The organism is Streptomyces sp. NPDC085931 (assembly GCF_044540565.1).
In the GTDB taxonomy this organism is placed as follows: domain Bacteria; phylum Actinomycetota; class Actinomycetes; order Streptomycetales; family Streptomycetaceae; genus Streptomyces.
Genome location: NZ_JBITSK010000004.1, coordinates 189657 through 207417, shown reverse-complemented (window position 1 = coordinate 207417; position 17761 = coordinate 189657). Strand labels below are relative to the sequence as shown.

At 72.5% G+C, this 17761-nt stretch carries 17 protein-coding genes; 12 read left to right on the top strand and 5 right to left on the bottom strand.

Going from position 1 to position 17761, the window contains the following annotated elements; all coding sequences use genetic code 11:
- Positions 1-4: 4 nt before the first annotated feature.
- Together ACIGAN_RS09670 and ACIGAN_RS09665 are read left to right on the top strand one after the other, a co-directional pair.
- Positions 5-457 (top strand): heat shock protein transcriptional repressor HspR, encoded by a 453-nt coding sequence (locus tag ACIGAN_RS09670; RefSeq protein ID WP_351354506.1) that lies wholly within the window; start codon positions 5-7, stop codon positions 455-457.
- A 280-nt stretch (positions 458-737) separates the two neighbouring features.
- On the top strand, positions 738-1847 hold the full coding sequence (locus ACIGAN_RS09665; RefSeq protein WP_399856448.1) for a sugar ABC transporter substrate-binding protein: 1110 nt from the start codon (positions 738-740) through the stop codon (positions 1845-1847).
- Here ACIGAN_RS09665 and ACIGAN_RS09660 read toward each other — a convergent pair.
- On the bottom strand, positions 1840-3063 hold the full coding sequence (locus ACIGAN_RS09660) for a DUF418 domain-containing protein (protein WP_365739440.1): 1224 nt from the start codon (positions 3061-3063) through the stop codon (positions 1840-1842). The genes ACIGAN_RS09665 and ACIGAN_RS09660 overlap by 8 nt on opposite strands.
- 229 nt (positions 3064-3292) lie before the next feature.
- Between ACIGAN_RS09660 and ACIGAN_RS09655 the strand changes: the two genes are divergently transcribed.
- Positions 3293-4336 (top strand): helix-turn-helix transcriptional regulator, encoded by a 1044-nt coding sequence (locus ACIGAN_RS09655; protein ID WP_365739442.1) that lies wholly within the window; start codon positions 3293-3295, stop codon positions 4334-4336.
- Between the two features lie 102 nt (positions 4337-4438).
- On the opposite strand, the gene ACIGAN_RS09650 is transcribed toward ACIGAN_RS09655, so the two are convergent.
- Positions 4439-5380, bottom strand: coding sequence for a helix-turn-helix transcriptional regulator (locus ACIGAN_RS09650; protein ID WP_365090572.1), 942 nt, complete (start codon positions 5378-5380; stop codon positions 4439-4441).
- A gap of 367 nt (positions 5381-5747) precedes the next feature.
- On the opposite strand from ACIGAN_RS09650, the gene ACIGAN_RS09645 reads away from it, so the two are divergent.
- Positions 5748-6083, top strand: a complete 336-nt coding sequence (locus ACIGAN_RS09645) for a hypothetical protein (RefSeq protein ID WP_094054633.1) — start codon at positions 5748-5750, stop codon at positions 6081-6083.
- Between the two features lie 167 nt (positions 6084-6250).
- Here the strand turns inward: ACIGAN_RS09645 and ACIGAN_RS09640 are convergent, their stop codons facing one another.
- A complete protein-coding gene (locus tag ACIGAN_RS09640; RefSeq protein WP_399856445.1) occupies positions 6251-6667 on the bottom strand; it encodes a pyridoxamine 5'-phosphate oxidase family protein in 417 nt (138 codons plus the stop codon).
- A gap of 103 nt (positions 6668-6770) precedes the next feature.
- Here ACIGAN_RS09640 and clpB point away from each other — a divergent pair, with 103 nt between their 5' ends.
- The gene (clpB, locus tag ACIGAN_RS09635) at positions 6771-9368 is read left to right on the top strand and encodes an ATP-dependent chaperone ClpB (protein ID WP_399856443.1); all 2598 of its coding nucleotides are present in this window, start codon (positions 6771-6773) and stop codon (positions 9366-9368) included.
- A 31-nt stretch (positions 9369-9399) separates the two neighbouring features.
- Here clpB and ACIGAN_RS09630 read toward each other — a convergent pair whose 3' ends face one another.
- Positions 9400-9891: a hypothetical protein gene (locus ACIGAN_RS09630; RefSeq protein WP_399856441.1), complete on the bottom strand. Its 492-nt coding sequence runs from the start codon at positions 9889-9891 to the stop codon at positions 9400-9402.
- A gap of 164 nt (positions 9892-10055) precedes the next feature.
- On the opposite strand from ACIGAN_RS09630, the gene ACIGAN_RS09625 reads away from it, so the two are divergent.
- Positions 10056-10583, top strand: coding sequence for a YbjN domain-containing protein (locus tag ACIGAN_RS09625; protein WP_037765125.1), 528 nt, complete (start codon positions 10056-10058; stop codon positions 10581-10583).
- Positions 10584-10683: 100 nt separating this feature from the next.
- On the opposite strand, the gene ACIGAN_RS09620 is transcribed toward ACIGAN_RS09625, so the two are convergent.
- A complete protein-coding gene (locus ACIGAN_RS09620; protein ID WP_365739448.1) occupies positions 10684-11883 on the bottom strand; it encodes a pyridoxal phosphate-dependent aminotransferase in 1200 nt (399 codons plus the stop codon).
- A 128-nt stretch (positions 11884-12011) separates the two neighbouring features.
- Here ACIGAN_RS09620 and ACIGAN_RS09615 point away from each other — a divergent pair, with 128 nt between their 5' ends.
- The 6 genes from ACIGAN_RS09615 (at position 12012) to pyrE (ending at position 17655) form a co-directional block, all read left to right on the top strand.
- Positions 12012-12308 carry a hypothetical protein gene (locus ACIGAN_RS09615; protein WP_365090638.1) on the top strand — a complete coding sequence of 99 codons (297 nt, stop codon included), beginning with the start codon at positions 12012-12014 and terminating at the stop codon, positions 12306-12308.
- Between the two features lie 579 nt (positions 12309-12887).
- Entirely contained in the window at positions 12888-13415 is a 528-nt protein-coding gene (locus tag ACIGAN_RS09610) for a DUF2617 family protein (protein WP_365739455.1), read from the top strand.
- Positions 13416-13536: 121 nt separating this feature from the next.
- On the top strand, positions 13537-15192 hold the full coding sequence (locus ACIGAN_RS09605; protein ID WP_399856439.1) for a polyamine aminopropyltransferase: 1656 nt from the start codon (positions 13537-13539) through the stop codon (positions 15190-15192).
- Between the two features lie 157 nt (positions 15193-15349).
- The gene (locus ACIGAN_RS09600; protein ID WP_399856437.1) at positions 15350-16237 is read left to right on the top strand and encodes an SRPBCC family protein; all 888 of its coding nucleotides are present in this window, start codon (positions 15350-15352) and stop codon (positions 16235-16237) included.
- 70 nt (positions 16238-16307) lie between these two features.
- On the top strand, positions 16308-17096 hold the full coding sequence (locus ACIGAN_RS09595) for an aldose epimerase family protein (protein ID WP_365739460.1): 789 nt from the start codon (positions 16308-16310) through the stop codon (positions 17094-17096).
- A gap of 10 nt (positions 17097-17106) precedes the next feature.
- The gene (gene pyrE, locus ACIGAN_RS09590; protein ID WP_365090650.1) at positions 17107-17655 is read left to right on the top strand and encodes an orotate phosphoribosyltransferase; all 549 of its coding nucleotides are present in this window, start codon (positions 17107-17109) and stop codon (positions 17653-17655) included.
- The last annotated feature ends 106 nt before the right edge of the window (positions 17656-17761 follow it).

Below are 17761 nucleotides of genomic sequence, written 5' to 3'. Positions count from 1 at the left end.
TCAGATGGACGGTCGTCGACGCAACCCGTATGAACTGACCGAGGAGACCCCGGTCTACGTCATCTCGGTGGCGGCCCAGCTGTCCGGCCTGCACCCGCAGACCCTGCGCCAGTACGACCGTCTGGGCCTGGTGTCCCCGGACCGCACGGCCGGCCGGGGCCGCCGCTACTCGGCCCGCGACATCGAACTGCTCCGCCAGGTGCAGCAGTTGTCGCAGGACGAGGGCATCAATCTGGCCGGAATCAAGCGCATCATCGAACTGGAGAACCAGGTCGCGGCCCTCCAGTCCCGGGTGGCCGAGCTGGAGGACGCGCTCGACGGCGCGGCGGCGGCGATGCGCCAGCGCGAGGCGGCGGTGCACGCGTCGTACCGCCGGGATCTGGTGCCGTACCAGGAGGTGCAGCAGACCAGCGCGCTGGTGGTGTGGCGGCCGAAGCGGCAGCAGCAGTCCGACTGAGGCGCCGGGGCGCGCAAGCACGGGGAAGGGACCGGGAGTTGACTCCCGGTCCCTTTCGCGCGCCTTGTGGCGCTTTCGACCGGTCTCCCGCCGATGACCCTGTGGTGCAGGGCACTTGAAGATGATTCCGCAGAGTCTTCACAACTACTGCGGAGCGTGGTGTTGCCATCTCGTTAAGTGGTTCCGCTTGACGCTGGGGGGCGCGTCCGCGTTGTCTTTTCAGACACATGGGCCGCAATGCTGTGCCCACGTCCGAATCACACGCGAAGTGAGCTTCCGCATGCGTCGTCGTATCGCCATATCCGTGGCCGCCGCCACGATCTCCGCCACGCTCGCCGGCTGCGGCGTGCTCAACGCGACCGGGAGCAGTGACGACGCGAGCCCGACCAAGGGCGACGACATCACGGTGGGCCTGCTGCTGCCGGAGAAGGCGAACACGCGCTACGAGAACTTCGACTACCCGATCATCAAGCGGAAGGTCGAGTCCCTCACCAACGACAAGGGACGCGTCGAGTACGCCAACGCCGAGGCCGACGCCGGCAAGCAGGCGAGCCAGCTGCAGCAGATGATCGACGACCGGGTCGACGTGATCCTGCTGGACGCGGTCGACTCGCACGCCATCGCCGACGGCGTGAAGAAGGCCAAGGAGGCCGGCATCCCGGTCATCGCCTACGACCGGCTGGCCGAGGGCCCGATCGAGGCGTACATCTCCTTCGACAACGAACTGGTCGGCGAGGTGCAGGGCCGCTCCCTGCTGGAGGCCATCGGTGAGGACGCCTCCCTCACCGACAAGATCGTCATGATGAACGGCTCGTCGACGGACCCCAACGCCAAGCAGTTCAAGGCCGGGGCGATGTCCGAGCTCAACGGCAAGGTGACGATCGCGCAGTCCTTCGACACCAAGGACTGGAAGCCGGAGAACGCCGAGGCCAACATGGCCGAGGCGATCGCGAAGATCGGCAAGGACGACATCGCCGCCGTCTACTCGGCCAACGACGGCATGGCCGGCGGCATCGTCAAGGCCCTGAAGGCCGCGGGCGTCACCGACCTGCCGCCGATCACCGGCCAGGACGCGGAACTCGCCGCCGTGCAGCGGATCCTCGCCGGCGAGCAGTACATGAGCGTCTACAAGTCGTACCCGCAGGAGGCGGAGAACGCCGCCGAGATGGCCGTCGCCAAGGTCCAGGGCCGCGACATCCAGTTCGCCGCCCTCACCCGCGACAAGGTCGACAGCCCCACCCACAAGGGCATCCCCGCCCAGCTCGTGCCGGTGGTCGCGCTGACCAAGAAGAACATCGCGGACACGGTCGTGGCCGACGACATCTACAAGCTGTCGGACATCTGCACGGCCAAGTACAAGGCGGCGTGCGAGGCGGCCGGCCTCAACTAGCCGGTTCCGGCGTCCGGGGCGTGCGGGGCCTCCGGGGCGTGCGGGGCCCGCCCGGACGCCCCGCCAGGGTGACCGCCCTCAGCAGCCACTCGGCGGGCCCGTGCCGGAAGCGCCGCAGCCACACCGTGCTGAGGGCCAGCTGGAGCGCGTACACGGCGAGGGCGAGCAGCAGCACGGCGGCCGCTCCCAGCCGGCCGTACAGGGACAGTCCGTACGCCGTCGCCACGCACATGACGACCAGGGACTGCCCGAGGTAGTTCGTCAGCGCCAGGCGGCCCGCCGGGACGAAGAGCCGCCGCACCCGCTCCCCGCGCGGGGAGGCCGGCACGAGCAGCAGCAGGCACGCGTACGCGGCCGACAGGGCCGGTGCCGTCAGGGTGCCCACGGCGATGCCCAGGAGGTGCCAGCGGTCGTGCAGCGGCCCCTGGGCGGCGGAGGCGAAGAAGACCGCCCCCGGGACGCCGACGGCCAGTCCCAGGGCCGCGGTGCGCCGCAGCCGGGACCGGGTCACCCCGCCGGGCGCCAGCAGGCGCCGCTGCCCCGCCGCCAGGCCGAGCAGGAACGCGGCGAGCACGCCCGGGGCCATGAGCAGCGCTGCGGCGAACGTGAGCGGCAGCCGGTCCAGGTTCTCCGCCACGACCGTGCCGGCCGTGCCGCGGTAGGCCGCCACGGCCCGGGCGACGGCCCCGTGCGGTACCGGTTCCGGCTCGTTGACCGCCGCGGTGAGCGCCCCCAGCGCGAGGAGGACGGCGCCGAACACGCCGTAGATCCAGGCGGCGGCCTTCACGGCCGTGGCCGGTGCGATCCGCCGCGCGCCCAGCAGGATCGGGCCCAGCAGGCCGTAGGCCAGGAGGATGTCGCCGGTGTACAGCAGGACGGCGTGCGCCAGGCCGAGGAGCACCAGGCCCAGGGAGCGGCGCAGGAAGCGCGCGGTGACGCTGCCGCCGTCCCGCTCGGCGGCGACGGCCTGCAGCGTGAAGCTGTAGCCGAACAGGAACGAGAACAGCAGGTAGAACTTGCTCGACGCCAGCGCCGTGACGAGCCAGACGGCGACGTGGTCCACGGGTGTCGCGCCGGGGTCGCGGAACCCCTCCGCCTCCCAGGGGCTCATCATCTGCGCGCTGTTGACCACCAGGATGCCCAGCAGGGCGAAGCCCCGCAGCGCGTCGACGGCGGGCAGACGCCGCGGGCCGGCCGCTTCCCCCGGGTCGTTCATCTCTCCCCCTCGCCGGGCAGGCGGGCCCGTCCCGTGGTCACAAAAGGTCGCACATCGGCCGCCGGCACGGCACCCCCCGCGTCGGGGACGGGCCGGGCGGCAGCGAGCGGATTCACGGACCGACCGGAGGAAAACGGAACTCGGGCCCGGAGGAGCCGTGTTGCGGAGCAGGTCCCGGCCGCGCATAGTTGCGCTGCGGAAGACGGCGCGACCGGGGGTGGGATGGGCGATGGCCGGGCACGGGACGGAAGAGCATCCTCACGGTGCCGACCGACTGTGCGAGGCCGGGGATCGCGTGTATTCCCGGGCCGTGCGCCGGGGCCGGGTCGCACGCCGTGACGCGGAGCCGGTGCCCTGCCTGCTGGAACTCGCCCTGCTGCACCCGGACCCGGACGACATGGACTGGCTGGTGCCGACCTCTCCGCAGGAGGTCATGACCCGGCTGCTGCGCGGGATGTACGACGAGGTCAGCGCCAGCCAGCGGCGGGTGGGCTCGGCCGTGGCCGCGTTCGAGCGGTACGCCGGGCTGGACCGCCAGGTGCGGCCGGCCGCGGCGGCCGCGGAGGGCCCGGCGATCCGCGTCCTCGACGGACTCGCCCGGATCCAGGCCGCGATGGACGAGGCGACCCAGGCCTGCACGACCGAGGTGCTCACGGTGCAGCCGGGCGGCATCCGCCGCGAGGCGGAGCTGTCCGAGGGGCTGCACCGGGCACTGGCGCTGCGCGGCCGCGGGGTGCGGATGCGGGACCTGTACACCCATGTCGCCCGGCATGGGCAGGGGTTGCTCACGTATCTGGAGCTGATGGGCGACGCGGTCGAGGCGCGCACGCTGGACGAGGTCATCGACCGGCTGATCCTGTTCGACCGGACGGTGGCGTTCATCCCCGCCAACACCGACCGCACGATGGCGCTGGAGCTGCGCCACCCCGCGCTGATCGAGTACCTGGTCACGGTCTTCGAGCGGCTGTGGCGCCTGGCGATCCCGTTGACCGCCCCGCTGCCCGACACGGGCATCGAGGGCATCTCCCACCGGGAGCAGTCGATCGCGGCGCTGCTCGCGGAGGGCCACCAGGACGCGGTGATCGCGGAGCGCCTGGGGATCAGCGTCCGTACCTGCCGGGCGCACATCGCGCGGCTGTCGGAGACGCTGGGGGCGGCGAGCCGTACGCAACTGGGCGTGCGCATCGCCCAGGCCGGCCTGGACGGGCCCCCGCCCTCGGCGGCCGCGCGGCCGGTCAGTGTTCCGGGTCGAGGATCCGGGACCGCCCGATGAGACAGCCGGGTCGAGCCCTGTTCCGGCTGCCCGGCGTCGTGGCGGGCTCGGCGATGTGGTGCCCTCGACGAGGAGGGCGGCGAGGGGCCGCCGGCCTGCCGTTCAGTGGTCCTGCCGCAGGATCCCCGACTGGGCGATGAGATAGCCGAGCTGGGCCCGGCTGCCGCTGCCCAGGGCCGACGCCAGCTTGGCTATGTGGGCCCGGCAGGTGCGGACGTTCATGCCGAGGCGGCGGGCGATGGCCTCGTCCACATGGCCTTCCACCAGGAGTTTGGCGATGGAGTGCTGGATCTCGGTGATGCCGTGGGACGCCGCCTCGTAGGGGGCGCCGGTGCTCATGGGCACCGCACGGTCCCAGAGGTACTCGAAGACCTTGATGAGGTAGCGCACGAGCCCGGGGTGGCGCAGCTCCAGGGCGACCTGCTGGTCGTCGCGCGCGGGGATGAAGGCGACCGTCTCGTCGCAGATGATCAGGCGCTCGACCAGTTCGTCGATGGTGCGGTACTCCACCTTCCCCTCCGACAGCCGCGCCACATAGGCCAGTTTCTCGGGGTTGTACCGAGCGGTGTGCTGGTACAGACTCCGGACCTTGACGCCGCGTTCGATCAAGGGCTTGTCCCGTTCCAGGCTGCGCAGCAGGCTGCTCTCGGAGACCCGGTCACTGGGCTGCACGGTCAGCAGTTCCGCCTGGCACTGGGCGGTGGCCAGGTTGAGGGCGGCGTTGATGCGTTCGCCGCCCTCGAGCACCGTGATGGAGTCGCTGGACGCCGTGTGGGTACCCATGGCCATGAACGGCTGGAAGGTCTCCGCCAGGTTCACGGCCTGGCGCCTGCGCTCGGCGATCTCGTTCTCCAGCGGACCGAGCTGCCGCGACAGGGCGACGACCGGGGGCACCGGACGCAGCCAGTCGGGGTCGTCCGGATCGGGGTGGAGGAGGTCGAATTCCACCAGGCAGGGCGCCGACTCCACTTCCGCTCGTGCGATACGTCCGGTACGCAGGGCGGCGGCATACAGACGGCCGCCCTCCTCGCACCACTGGGTCATCGCATGGGGATGTGTCTCACTTGTCGGATTCGTTGCCAAATCTCCACCCCCCAGGGTCCTGAACATGCAGGAACATGATGCATCGATTGTGTGGCCATGACGTGCCCGAATGAGCCATCGTCGTACTCGACGGGGGAAAAGGGGACCTTCAAGTGAGGACGAAGCCGACTATGCGTAACAAAATGCTTCGCTCGGTGCTTGTCGCCGCCTTCTCCGCCGTCGTAGCGCTCGTTGCACTGAGCGGCTTCTCCGATGAGGAGAGCGGAACTCGGGCGAACACGCAGTGGCCGGCGGTGGCGGTGAACGCGGCAGTCGCTGACAACACCCAGTGGCCGAACCCCGGGGTCGACGGGGCGGGGAGCCGACCGTGACCACTCCACCCGACGACCGCTCCTTCCGCCGTGAAATGGCCACCGCCTACCGCTCCGGCTGGCACTTCATCGACCTGGTCACCGCCATCCCCCACAGCGGTGACTCGCTGATGGTGACCGTGTTCGGCGAGCCGGTCGTCGTCACGCGGGACGAGGACGGAGACGTACGGGCCTACCGGTGTCTGCGGCGGCCTCGGGGGGCGCCGCAGCCAGTGCGCTGTGCCGTACGGTACGGAATGATCTTTGTGAACCTGGACCAGCGGGACCATCAGCAGGTGGAGGCCGACTCCCCTGTCCCGCGGACCATCTCTGCCACCCCCCGCAGTGCCTGACGCGATTCCCCCGTCGTAACAGATCGCTCAGGTGCTTCCCCCCGCAGCGGCGTCACCGTGACCTGAACACGGTGACGCCGCTGCAGTTTTTGGGGACATGTCCGGGCATCGGCCCGGCTCACGGGTGGCCGGAACCCATCGATCACCGGTGTGGATGTTCACTTCCCTCAACCGCGCCCCAGTGCCCGCGTCAGCGCGATCTCGATGACCACGCGCGACGGATTCGGCGACGGGGTCCGCCCGTAGCGCTCCGCGTAGCGGCGCTCCGCGTCCGCCACCCGCTCCGGTTCCGTGCGGACGAAGGCCCGGCCCTCCAGTGTCGCCCAGCGCCTGCCCTCCAGCTGGCAGACCGCGACCGCCGCCCCCTCGTCCCCGGCGGCCAGCACGTGCCGCACCTTCGCGCTGGTCCTGTTCGTGATCACCCGGGCGAGCCGGGCCGCGGGATCGTAGGTGACCCCGACGGGTACCACGTGCGGAGTGCCGTCCGGGCGGAGCGTCGTCAGGGTGCACAGGTGCCGTTCCCGCCAGAAGCCGAGATACGACGGGTCCGGGGCACCCGGATCGACGGAGTACTTGGTCGCCATGGCCCGGAACTTAACCCCCGCACCCTCCCCGCGCCGTCCTTGAGTGGAGTAGACTCAACTTTGTGTACGTCGTTCGGGTCAGTGCAAGGAGGAGAACGCGAACGTGGACGCCGAGCTGACCAACCGGAGCCGGGACGCGATCAACGCTGCCAGCAACCGGGCCGTGACCGAGGGCCACCCCGACCTCACGCCCGCCCACCTGCTCCTCGCACTGCTCCAGGGGCAGGACAACGAGAACATCACCGACCTGCTCGCCGCGGTCGACGCCGACCAGGCCGCCGTGCGCTCCGGCGCCGAGCGCGTGCTCGCCGGGCTGCCCAGCGTCACCGGGTCGACCGTCGCGCCGCCCCAGCCCAACCGCGAGATGCTCGCCGTCGTCGCCGACGCGCAGTCACGCGCCAAGGAGCTCGGCGACGAGTACCTCTCCACGGAACACCTGCTCATCGGCATCGCCGCCAAGGGCGGCGCGGCCGGCGAGGTGCTCTCCCGGCAGGGCGCCGACGCCAGGAAGCTCCAGGCCGCCTTCCAGAAGACGCGAGGACAGCGCCGCGTGACCACCGCCGACCCCGAGGGCCAGTACAAGGCCCTGGAGAAGTTCGGGACCGACTTCACCGCCGCCGCGCGCGAGGGCAAGCTCGACCCGGTCATCGGCCGGGACCAGGAGATCCGCCGCGTGGTGCAGGTGCTGTCGCGGCGCACCAAGAACAACCCGGTGCTGATCGGCGAGCCCGGCGTCGGCAAGACCGCCGTCGTCGAGGGACTCGCCCAGCGGATCGTCAAGGGCGACGTGCCCGAGTCGCTCAAGGACAAGCGGCTCGTCGCGCTCGACCTCGGCGCGATGGTCGCGGGCGCCAAGTACCGGGGCGAGTTCGAGGAGCGTCTGAAGACCGTCCTGGCCGAGATCAAGGACTCCGACGGCCAGATCATCACCTTCATCGACGAGCTGCACACCGTCGTGGGCGCCGGTGCCGGCGGCGACTCCGCCATGGACGCCGGCAACATGCTCAAGCCCATGCTGGCCCGCGGCGAGCTGCGCATGGTCGGCGCGACGACCCTCGACGAGTACCGCGAGCGGATCGAGAAGGACCCCGCCCTGGAGCGGCGCTTCCAGCAGGTGCTGGTCGCCGAGCCGACCGTCGAGGACTCCATCGCGATCCTGCGCGGACTCAAGGGCCGCTACGAGGCCCACCACAAGGTGCAGATCGCCGACAGCGCGCTCGTCGCCGCCGCCACCCTGTCCGACCGGTACATCACCTCCCGCTTCCTGCCCGACAAGGCCATCGACCTCGTCGACGAGGCCGCCTCCCGGCTGCGCATGGAGATCGACTCCTCGCCCGTCGAGATCGACGAACTGCAGCGCGCCGTCGACCGGCTGAAGATGGAGGAGCTGGCCATCGGCAAGGAGACCGACGCGGCCTCCCGCGAGCGCCTGGAGAAGCTGCGCCGCGACCTCGCCGACAAGGAGGAGGAGCTGCGCGGCCTCACCGCCCGCTGGGAGAAGGAGAAGCAGTCCCTCAACCGCGTCGGTGAGCTGAAGGAGAAGCTCGACGAACTGCGCGGCCAGGCCGAGCGCGCCCAGCGCGACGGCGACTTCGACACCGCCTCCAAGCTGCTCTACGGCGAGATCCCGGCCCTGGAGCGCGACCTGGAGGCCGCCTCCGAGGCGGAGGAGGAGGTCGCGAAGGACACGATGGTCAAGGAGGAGGTCGGCGCCGACGACATCGCCGACGTCGTCGCCTCCTGGACCGGCATCCCCGCCGGGCGGCTGATGGAGGGCGAGACGCAGAAGCTGCTGCGCATGGAGGACGAGCTGGGCAAGCGGCTCATCGGCCAGGGCGAGGCCGTGCGCGCGGTGTCCGACGCGGTGCGCCGCAGCCGGGCCGGCATCGCCGACCCCGACCGGCCGACCGGCTCCTTCCTCTTCCTCGGCCCGACCGGCGTGGGCAAGACGGAACTGGCCAAGGCCCTCGCCGACTTCCTCTTCGACGACGAGCGGGCGATGGTCCGCATCGACATGTCGGAGTACAGCGAGAAGCACAGCGTGGCCCGTCTCGTCGGCGCCCCGCCCGGATACGTCGGCTACGAGGAGGGCGGCCAGCTCACCGAGGCGGTGCGCAGGCGGCCGTACTCGGTCGTGCTGCTGGACGAGGTCGAGAAGGCCCACCCCGAGGTCTTCGACATCCTGCTGCAGGTGCTCGACGACGGCCGGCTGACCGACGGGCAGGGCCGCACGGTCGACTTCCGCAACACGATCCTGGTGCTCACGTCGAACCTGGGCAGCCAGTTCCTGGTCGACCCGATCACCAGCGAGGCGGAGAAGAAGGAGCAGGTGCTGGAGGTGGTGCGCAGCTCCTTCAAGCCGGAGTTCCTCAACCGCCTGGACGACCTGGTCGTCTTCGCCGCGCTGACCAAGGCGGAGCTGGAGCGCATCGCCGAGCTCCAGATCGACCGCCTGGCCCGGCGCCTCGCCGAGCGGCGGCTGACCCTCGACATCACGCCCGAGGCGCTGGCCTGGCTCGCCGAGGAGGGCCTGGACCCGGCCTACGGGGCCCGGCCGCTGCGGCGGCTCGTCCAGTCGGCCATCGGTGACCGCCTCGCCAAGGAGATCCTCTCCGGGGAGATCAAGGACGGCGACACGGTCCGCGTGGACCGCTTCGAGGACGGCCTCCTGGTGGGCCCGGCCACGGGCAGCACGCCGTAGGCGGTCCGGCCCTCGCATGGCCTCCCGCGGGTCACATCGTGAACGCCGAGAAGCGCACCAGCGCCGTCTCGGCGTTCTCGTACTCCACCCGCACCTGCACCACATGCGCCCGTGCGGTCCCCGGCAGACCGTCCTCGTGGGTCACGTCGAGGCAGAGCGCGCCGCAGACGCCGCCCCCCGTCTGCGGCTCCGGGGCGTCCGGGTAGGTGGCACGCAGCCAGTCGCGCACGTCCGCGCGGGGCATGCGCAGCACCGCCGCGTACGCGGTGTCGATGCCCCGCTGGACCGTGCAGTCCCGCGCCTCGGCAGCCACCGGACGCACGGCGCCGCCGAAGGCCAGGGCCTCGGCGCAGGGGACCGTGGCCGCCGCGCCGGCACGGCCGTCCCCGTTCCCGCTCCCTCTCCCGTCGCTTCCCGCCCACATGAAAAGGCCGATGGCGAGGAACCCGAGTACGAGCACCGGCACTGCCAGGAACGGCAGGATCAACCCCCACCGGGTACGCCCCCGGTCCGTCGCCGCCATGGCCACCACCCCTTCGTCCACCGTCGGGGGAGACGGGCCGCGGCACCCGGAGGTTGCGGTTGACCGGATCGTGTCAGCCGTGGGCTGACAGGGTCTGTCGGGGCTTGCCACCCCCCTCCCCGCATGGGGGAGGATGGCGGAATCCGTACGAAGGGAAATTCACGGTGACCATCGACCCGTCCTCGATTCCGAACTTCGGGGGCCAGCCCGAGCCGCAGCCCCAAGGACCGGCGGGCCCCGTCGTCCCGGATCAGGACCTCGTGAAGCAGCTCCTCGACCAGATGGAGCTCAAGTACGTCGTCGACGACGAGGGAGACCTCGCGGCGCCGTGGGAGCAGTTCCGCACCTACTTCATGTTCCGTGGAGAGGGAGACCAGCAGGTCTTCTCCGTGCGGACGTTCTACGACCGGCCCCACGAGATCGAGGCCAAGCCGCAGATCCTCGAGTCCATCGACGACTGGAACCGCCGCACCCTGTGGCCCAAGGTCTACAGCCACACCCACGACGACGGCACGGTCCGCCTCATCGGCGAGGCCCAGATGCTGATCGGCATGGGCGTGAGCCTGGAGCACTTCGTCTCCTCGACGGTCAGCTGGGTGCGCGCCGCGATCGAGTTCGACAAGTGGCTCGTCGAGCAGCTCGGCCTGGAGCAGGAGATCAACGAGGCGGAGAAGCCCGAGGACGACGAGTAGGCCCCCGAGCGGCCCCGCACGGCGCGTCGGCGCGCACGCATCCGGTGCGCGCCGTACGCGCCGTCCGCCTTTTCCGGGCCCTGTCCGGCCGCCTCGGGCGTCAGCCGCCCGCGACGCCCTTGAGCCGCCGCACCGCCTCCTCCAGCACCCCCGTGCGCTTGCAGAACGCGAAGCGCACGAACGGGGCGCCCTCGTCGCGGTGGTCGTAGAAGACCGCGTTGGGGATGGCGACGACGCCCGCGCGTTCGGGCAGGGCGCGGCAGAAGGCGGTGCCGTCCGTCTCGCCGAGGGGGCGGATGTCGGTGGTGACGAAGTACGTGCCCGAGGGGCGGAACACCCGGAACCCCGCCTCCTCCAGGCCCGCCGCCAGCAGGTCCCGCTTGGCCAGCAGGTCGTCGCGGAAGTCCGTGAAGTACGACTCGGGCAGCGCCAGCGCCTCGGCGACCGCGTACTGGAACGGGCCCGCCGAGACGTACGTCAGGTACTGCTTCGCCGAGCGGACGGCCGTGACCAGCTCCGGCGCCGCCGTCACCCAGCCGACCTTCCAGCCCGTGAACGAGAACGTCTTGCCGGCGGACGAGATCGTCACCGTGCGCTCGCGCATCCCCGGGAACGCCGCCAGCGGCACGTGCTCGGCGTCGTCGAAGACCAGGTGCTCGTACACCTCGTCCGTCACCACCAGCAGGTCCCGCTCCACCGCCAGCTCGGCGATGGCGGCCAGCTCCGCGCGGGTGAGGACCGTGCCGGTCGGGTTGTGCGGGGTGTTGACCAGCAGCAGCCGGGTGCGGTCGGTGACGGCGGCGCGCAGCTCGTCCAGATCCAGCCGGAAACGGCCCTCCGCCACGTCCGCGCGCAGGGTCACCGGCACCCGGCGCCCGCCCGCCATCGCGACGCACGCCGCGTAGGAGTCGTAGTACGGCTCCAGGGCGACCACCTCGTCGCCGGGCTCCACCAGCGCCAGCAGGGCGGCCGCGATGGCCTCGGTGGCGCCCGCGGTGACCAGGACCTCGGTGTCGGGGTCGTAGGACAGGCCGTAGCGGCGCTGCTGGTGGGCGGCGATCGCGGCGCGCAGCTCGGGGACGCCGGGACCGGGCGGGTACTGGTTGCCGCGGCCGTCCCGCAGTGCCCGCACGGCCGCCTCCCTGACCTCCTCGGGGCCGTCGGTGTCGGGGAAGCCCTGCCCGAGGTTGATGGCCCCGGTGCTCAGGGCCAGGGCCGACATCTCGGCGAAGATCGTCGTCCCGAACTCGGCGAGCCGGCGGTTGAGGAGGGGGCGCGCGCTGGAGGTCATGCCGGCCATCCTGCGCCGAAGCTCTGGAGTTCCTCAACTCTGCTTTGGCGCGCGTGGCGGGAGGGCATCTCCCGGTCACGCAAGAGCGAGGCGCCCACGGGGGGCCGCTTCGGGGGAAACGGAAGGAGGGTGGCGCCATGATCGTCGGCATCATCCTGGCGGTGATCGGAGTCCTCTTCGTGGGGGCGCTGGTGTCTCTCGCCCGCAGGGGCGGTTCCCGCCGCCCGGCGCGGCCGGCCGGCCGCGGGGCGGCGGCGTCCACGTCCACGCGTCACGACAGCGGCAGCAGCGGCAGCTGGTGGGCCGGGGGAGACTCCGGCTCGTCCGGCGGCGACGGCCACCACGGGGGCAGCTCCTGCGGCGGCGGCTCGTCCTGCGGAGGCGGGTCGTCCTGCGGCGGCGGTGGCGGGGGGTGCGGCGGCGGAGGCAGCTGACCGGGCCGGCCGACGGCCCGACGGGGAGGCCGCGACCACCGAGCGCGGGGTCCGCACCTGGGGCGGGCCCCGCGTCCGCGCTGTCCGGGGTTCCCGAACGGAGGATCCGCCGCACATCTGTCGGGCGATATCGCGTGCGTGCGGGCACGTTCACCTGTCTGTCGGACAAGACGGCCCGGATGGCGGGCCCCGCCGCCGTGACGGGGGCAACTGCGCGCGTCAACACGCCACTTCGCGAGCCGGCCGCGCGACCCGATGGCAGCCCGATGGCGGTCCGGCCCGGCTCCGGGCGCGCGATGCGGCGCACCGGCGCACGCCTCCCCGGCACCGGCGCACGCCGTAGTTGAACAGTTGAGCTGTGGAGCCCTCTGAGGGATGGAAACCCCACGAACTTGGGTAAAAACGCTGTGGCGGCGCCACAGTTCATGATTCCCTCTAAGTCACCAACGCAGCCTCTCGGACGTCTTGCGGACACCTTCCTGAAACCGGCCGACCGGGCTGACCCGGGCCGAATCACCCGGTGCGACCGGGGCGCAGCGGACCCACCTCCCTCTCCTTGTGTGCTTGCGGAGCCGATCCATGCTCACGACCCTGAACACCTCCTACACCGATACGCGCGCGGCCGATCTCGCCTGGGCCCTGGGGCGCGAGCCGCTTCCCGCACTGGCCACCCTCGACCTCGAACTGGCGGGCACCAAACTGCAGTTGCGCCTCCTCGGCGCCTCCCACCAGGTCCTGCTGGAGGAGGAGGGAGGCATCTGCTCGGAGACGGTGGCGTGCATCCCGGGCAGCAGCACCCCGCTCCCGCTCGGCGTCGCCAAGCGGGTGGGCGACTGGGAGTACGAGTTCGCGGCCCGGGTCGAGGTCCTCTCGCCGGGCTCCTTCGCGGGCCGCGCCCAGGAGTTGCTGGCCCTGGTCTCCGACCATCCGCACGGACTCGTCGGCGTCTTCCCGGGCAGCCCGCACGCCTTCACGGCCCTGCTCGCCCAGCACCACGAAGGGCAGGTGCACTGGCGGACCTGGCACGCCTACCCGCAGGACGGGCAGTTGGTGGCGACCCGGACGAAGGTGGGCGTGCGCGTCCCGGCGCCGGTGGCGGCCTGCTGAACCGCCCCCGCCGAGCGGCCGCGATGCCGGACCCGGTCTCGTACCGGCGCCGCTCCCCGGTAAACCAGCACCACACGTGTGGGTGACGAACCGCGATCGAGACGTGACGTAACGTCGCAGCGTGATCGAGCCGCACGCGCCCGCCCCGCCCGGTTCCCCGCCGCACTGGAGCGCCCGGGGCGGCCCCGGTGGCCCGGCCCCCCTGCCCGTGCGGCCCGGCACCGGACGGTTCCTGGTCCTCGCGGGCGTGTTCGTCTGCGCGGCCTGCGGACTCGTGTACGAACTGGAACTGGTCGCGCTCGCCTCCTACTTGATGGGCGACTCGGTCACCCAGGCGTCGGTCGTGCTGTCCGTCATGGTCTTCGCGATGGGCCTCGGCTCCCTGGCCGCGAAGCGGCTGCGCCCGCGCGCCGCGGCCGGCTTCGGCGCCGTCGAGGCCACCCTCGCCCTGGTGGGCGGATGCAGCGCGATGGCCCTGTACGCCGTCTTCGCCTGGACCGGCGACTGGGGCGGCGTCTGGGCCAGTGGGCCGCGCTGCCTCCTGGTCGCCTTCTCCCTCGCCACCGGACTGCTCATCGGGGCCGAGGTCCCGCTGCTGATGGAACTGATCCAGCGCATCCGGCGCCAGGACGCCGGCGGAGCCGTGGCCGACCTGTTCGCCGCCGACTACGTGGGCGCGCTGGTCGGCGGGCTCGCCTTCCCCTTCCTGCTGCTGCCGCTCTTCGGGCAGTTGACGGGCGCGCTGCTCACCGGCGCGGTCAACGCGGTCGTCGGCTGCGCGCTGGTGCTCGGGCTGTTCCGCCGGGACCTGACCCGGCGGGCGCGGTGGCTGCTGGTGCTGGGCAACGCGTTCGTGCTGGTGGTCCTCGCCTCGGCAGCCGTCCTCGTCGACGACTTCGAACGGGCCGCGCGGCACGCCGTGTACGGCGGGGACGTGCGCGTGGCGCTGCAGAGCGGAGTGCAGGAGGTCGTCCTCAAGGGAGGCACGCAGGGGCGGCCCCTGGACCTGTTCCTGGACGGGCGGCTGCGGGTCAGCGAGCGGGACGAACGGCGCTATCACGAGGCCCTGGTCCACCCCGCCATGGCCGGGCCGCACGCGCGCGTGCTGATCCTCGGCGGCGGCGACGGGCTGGCGGCCCGCGAGGTGCTGCGCCATCGGGGGGTGGACCGGGTCGACGTCGTCGAACTCGACGCGGAGGTCGTCCGGCTGGCCCGCACCGACCCGGGCCTGTCCGCGCTGAACCGGCACGCGTTCGGCGACCCGCGCGTGCGCGTGACGACCGGGGACGCCTTCGGTTGGCTGCGCGGCGCGCCCCCGGCGGCGTACGACGTGGTCGTCTCGGATCTGCCCGACCCGGGCATCACGGCCAGCACGAAGCTGTACTCGCAGGAGTTCTACGGTCTGGCGCGGCGCGTGCTGGCCCCGGGCGGCCGTGTCGTGGTGCACGCCGGGCCGGTGCGGTCCAGCCCGCGGGTGTACTGGACGGTGGAGTCGACGCTGCGCGCGGCCGGGCTCGCGACCGCTCCCTACCGGGCCGGCGGGCGGCACGCCGGCTACGCGGCCGGGCCCGACCGCACGCCCGCCGACCGCTCCCGCGCGCCCCGGGACTGGGGTTTCGTCCTCGCCGCCGGCACCCGGCCGCGGTTGTGGCTCGACCCGGACGGGCCGCGTCCCCTCGTCCTCACCGACGCGTCCCTCGCGGCGGGCGAACGGGCGGCGCGCCTCACGCGGATCGCGGGGCTGCCGGCGTCGACGCTTCTGCATCCGCGGTACTGAGGCGGGGCGCAGCGGGGCCGGGCGGAGACCAGGTGCCGGAGGCCGGGAGCCGGGAGCCGGGAGCCGGGAGCCGGAGGGTACGCCCGGTGGGGCGGATCGGGGGCGAATTCATCGGGCGCGGGTGCGATGCGGCCCCGGCTGGGTAGAGTCCGTCGACATGGAGCACGAGGTGTTCGTTCCGGTTCCGGCCGAGCGGCTCAGGGAGGTGCTGGACGACCCCGCGCGGGTCGCCCGGGCGGTGCCCGGGCTCCAGCAGGACGCCGGAGCCGAGCCCGTCGCCGGGCGGCTGAAGATCCGGGTCGGCAGCCACTCCGTCACCTACCGGGGGACCGTGCGGGTGTCCCGGCGCGGCGCCGACGCGTACGGCCTGGACGGGTCGGCGCAGGAGTCGCGCGGCAGCGGCTCGGTCACGCTCGCCCTGCGGATCGCGCTGCGGGAGGCGGAGGACGGCTGCACGGTGGTGTTCCACGCGACCGCCACCGCCGACGGCCGGATCAAGGACCTCCCCGCGGACGCGGTGGAAGGCGCCGTCACCCGGCTGCTGAACCGTTTCGCGGAACACCTCGCGGAGACGGCACCCGAGCAGACGGGTGGCAACGGCGAGGGCGACCCGGCAGCCACGGCCGGTGGAAAGGGCGGAGCCTCCACCGGCGGCGCGACCGGCCCCGACGGGACTTCCCGCCCCGGGTCCGACGAGACCTCCGGTCCCGGCCCCGACGACGAAACCTCCGCCGGTCCGGCCGAGAGGGACCGCCCCGGGCCCGCGGCCGGTGGCCCGTCCCCCCCGCTCGATCCCCTGGACCAGGACGGCGAGGACGCGGACGGCGAGGACGAGGACGTCGCCGAGGCGGCGCACGCGCGGCGGACCATGATCGGGCGCAGCGCCGAAGAGGTCGACCACGCCCCGCCCCGCGGCCGCTACGCCCCCGTGCCCGCGCCCCAGACCGTCGCACCCCCGGCCCCGCTGCGCTGGGCGGCACCCGCCGCCGCCCTGGCCGTGGCCTCGGCGATCGTCGCCGTACGGGCCCTGCGCCGGCGCCGCTGAGGCCGCCCGCACCGGTCACCGCACGAGCCGGTCGCCGAGGCCCTCTTGATCACCCCAGTAGGGTCGTCCCGTGAGTGACGAAGACATCACGCTGACCGCGGGTGACGCGGAGGTGACCGTGCAGCCGGGCAACGGCGGCCGGGTCGGAGGGCTGCGGATCGGCGGCGTGGAGCTGCTGCGGCAGGGCGAGCGGTTCGGCTGCTTCCCGATGGTGCCGTGGTGCGGACGGATCAGGGACGGCCGGTTCCTGGACGGCGCCGTCGTACGGCAGATGCCGTTGAACGCCCCGCCCCACGCCATCCACGGCACCGTCCGCGACCACGCCTGGCGCACCGCCCGCACCACCGCCGACGAGGCCGTCCTCACCTACGAGCTCGTCGACCCCTGGCCGCATCCGGGCCGCGTCACCCAGATCGTCGCCCTCGGCCCGGACAGCCTGACGCTGACCATGTCCGTGGAGACCTACGAGTCGTCCTTCCCGGCGCAGATCGGCTGGCACCCCTGGTTCCACCGCAACCTCGGCGGCGAGGACGTGACCCTCGCCTTCGAGCCCGCCTGGCAGGAGGAGCGCGGCGACGACCACCTGCCCACCGGCAACCGCCTCGACCCGAAGCCCGGCCCCTGGGACGACTGCTTCGGCATGCCCGGCGGCGTCGACGTGACCCTCACCTGGCCCGGGCAGTTGGAGCTGCGGGTGACCAGCCGCGAGGAGTGGGTGGTCGTCTACGACGAGCAGCGGGAGGCGGTGTGCGTGGAGCCGCAGACCGGCCCGCCCAACGGCCTCAACACCATGCCGCGCCTGGTCACGCCCCTGGAGCCGCTGGAGGCCGCCACCACCTGGAGCTGGCGCCGCCTCTAAGCTGGGCGCCATGACGGACACGCGCGGCGCGCTGCTGCAGCAGATCAAGGACAAGGCCGTGGTGCACGGCAAGGTGACCCTGTCGTCGGGCCTGGAAGCCGACTACTACGTCGACCTCAGGCGCGTCACCCTCGACGGGGAGGCCGCCCCGCTCGTCGGGCAGGTGCTGCTCGACCTCACCGCGGAGCTGGAGTTCGACGCCGTCGGCGGCCTCACCATGGGCGCCGACCCGGTCGCCGCCGCGATGCTGCACGCGGCCGCCGCCCGCGGCAGGCGCCTGGACGCGTTCGTCGTGCGCAAGGCCGCCAAGGCGCACGGGCTGCAGCGGCGCGTCGAGGGCCCGGACATCGCCGGCCGCCGTGTGCTGGTCGTCGAGGACACCTCCACCACCGGCGGCTCCCCGCTCACCGCCGTGGAGGCCGTGCGCGAGGCCGGGGCCGAGGTCGTCGCCGTCGCGACCATCGTCGACCGGGCGACCGGGGCCGCCGAGAAGATCCGGGAAGGCGCCGGGGTGCCGTACCTGTACGCCTTCTCCAAGGACGAGCTGGGTCTCGACTGACCAGGGCGTGGACAGCGATCTGGACCTTCCGGCCGAGTCTGGAAAGATGGGGCCGACGATGACGTCGCACCCCAAGGTCTAGGTCAGGGCCGTAGACAGCAGTACG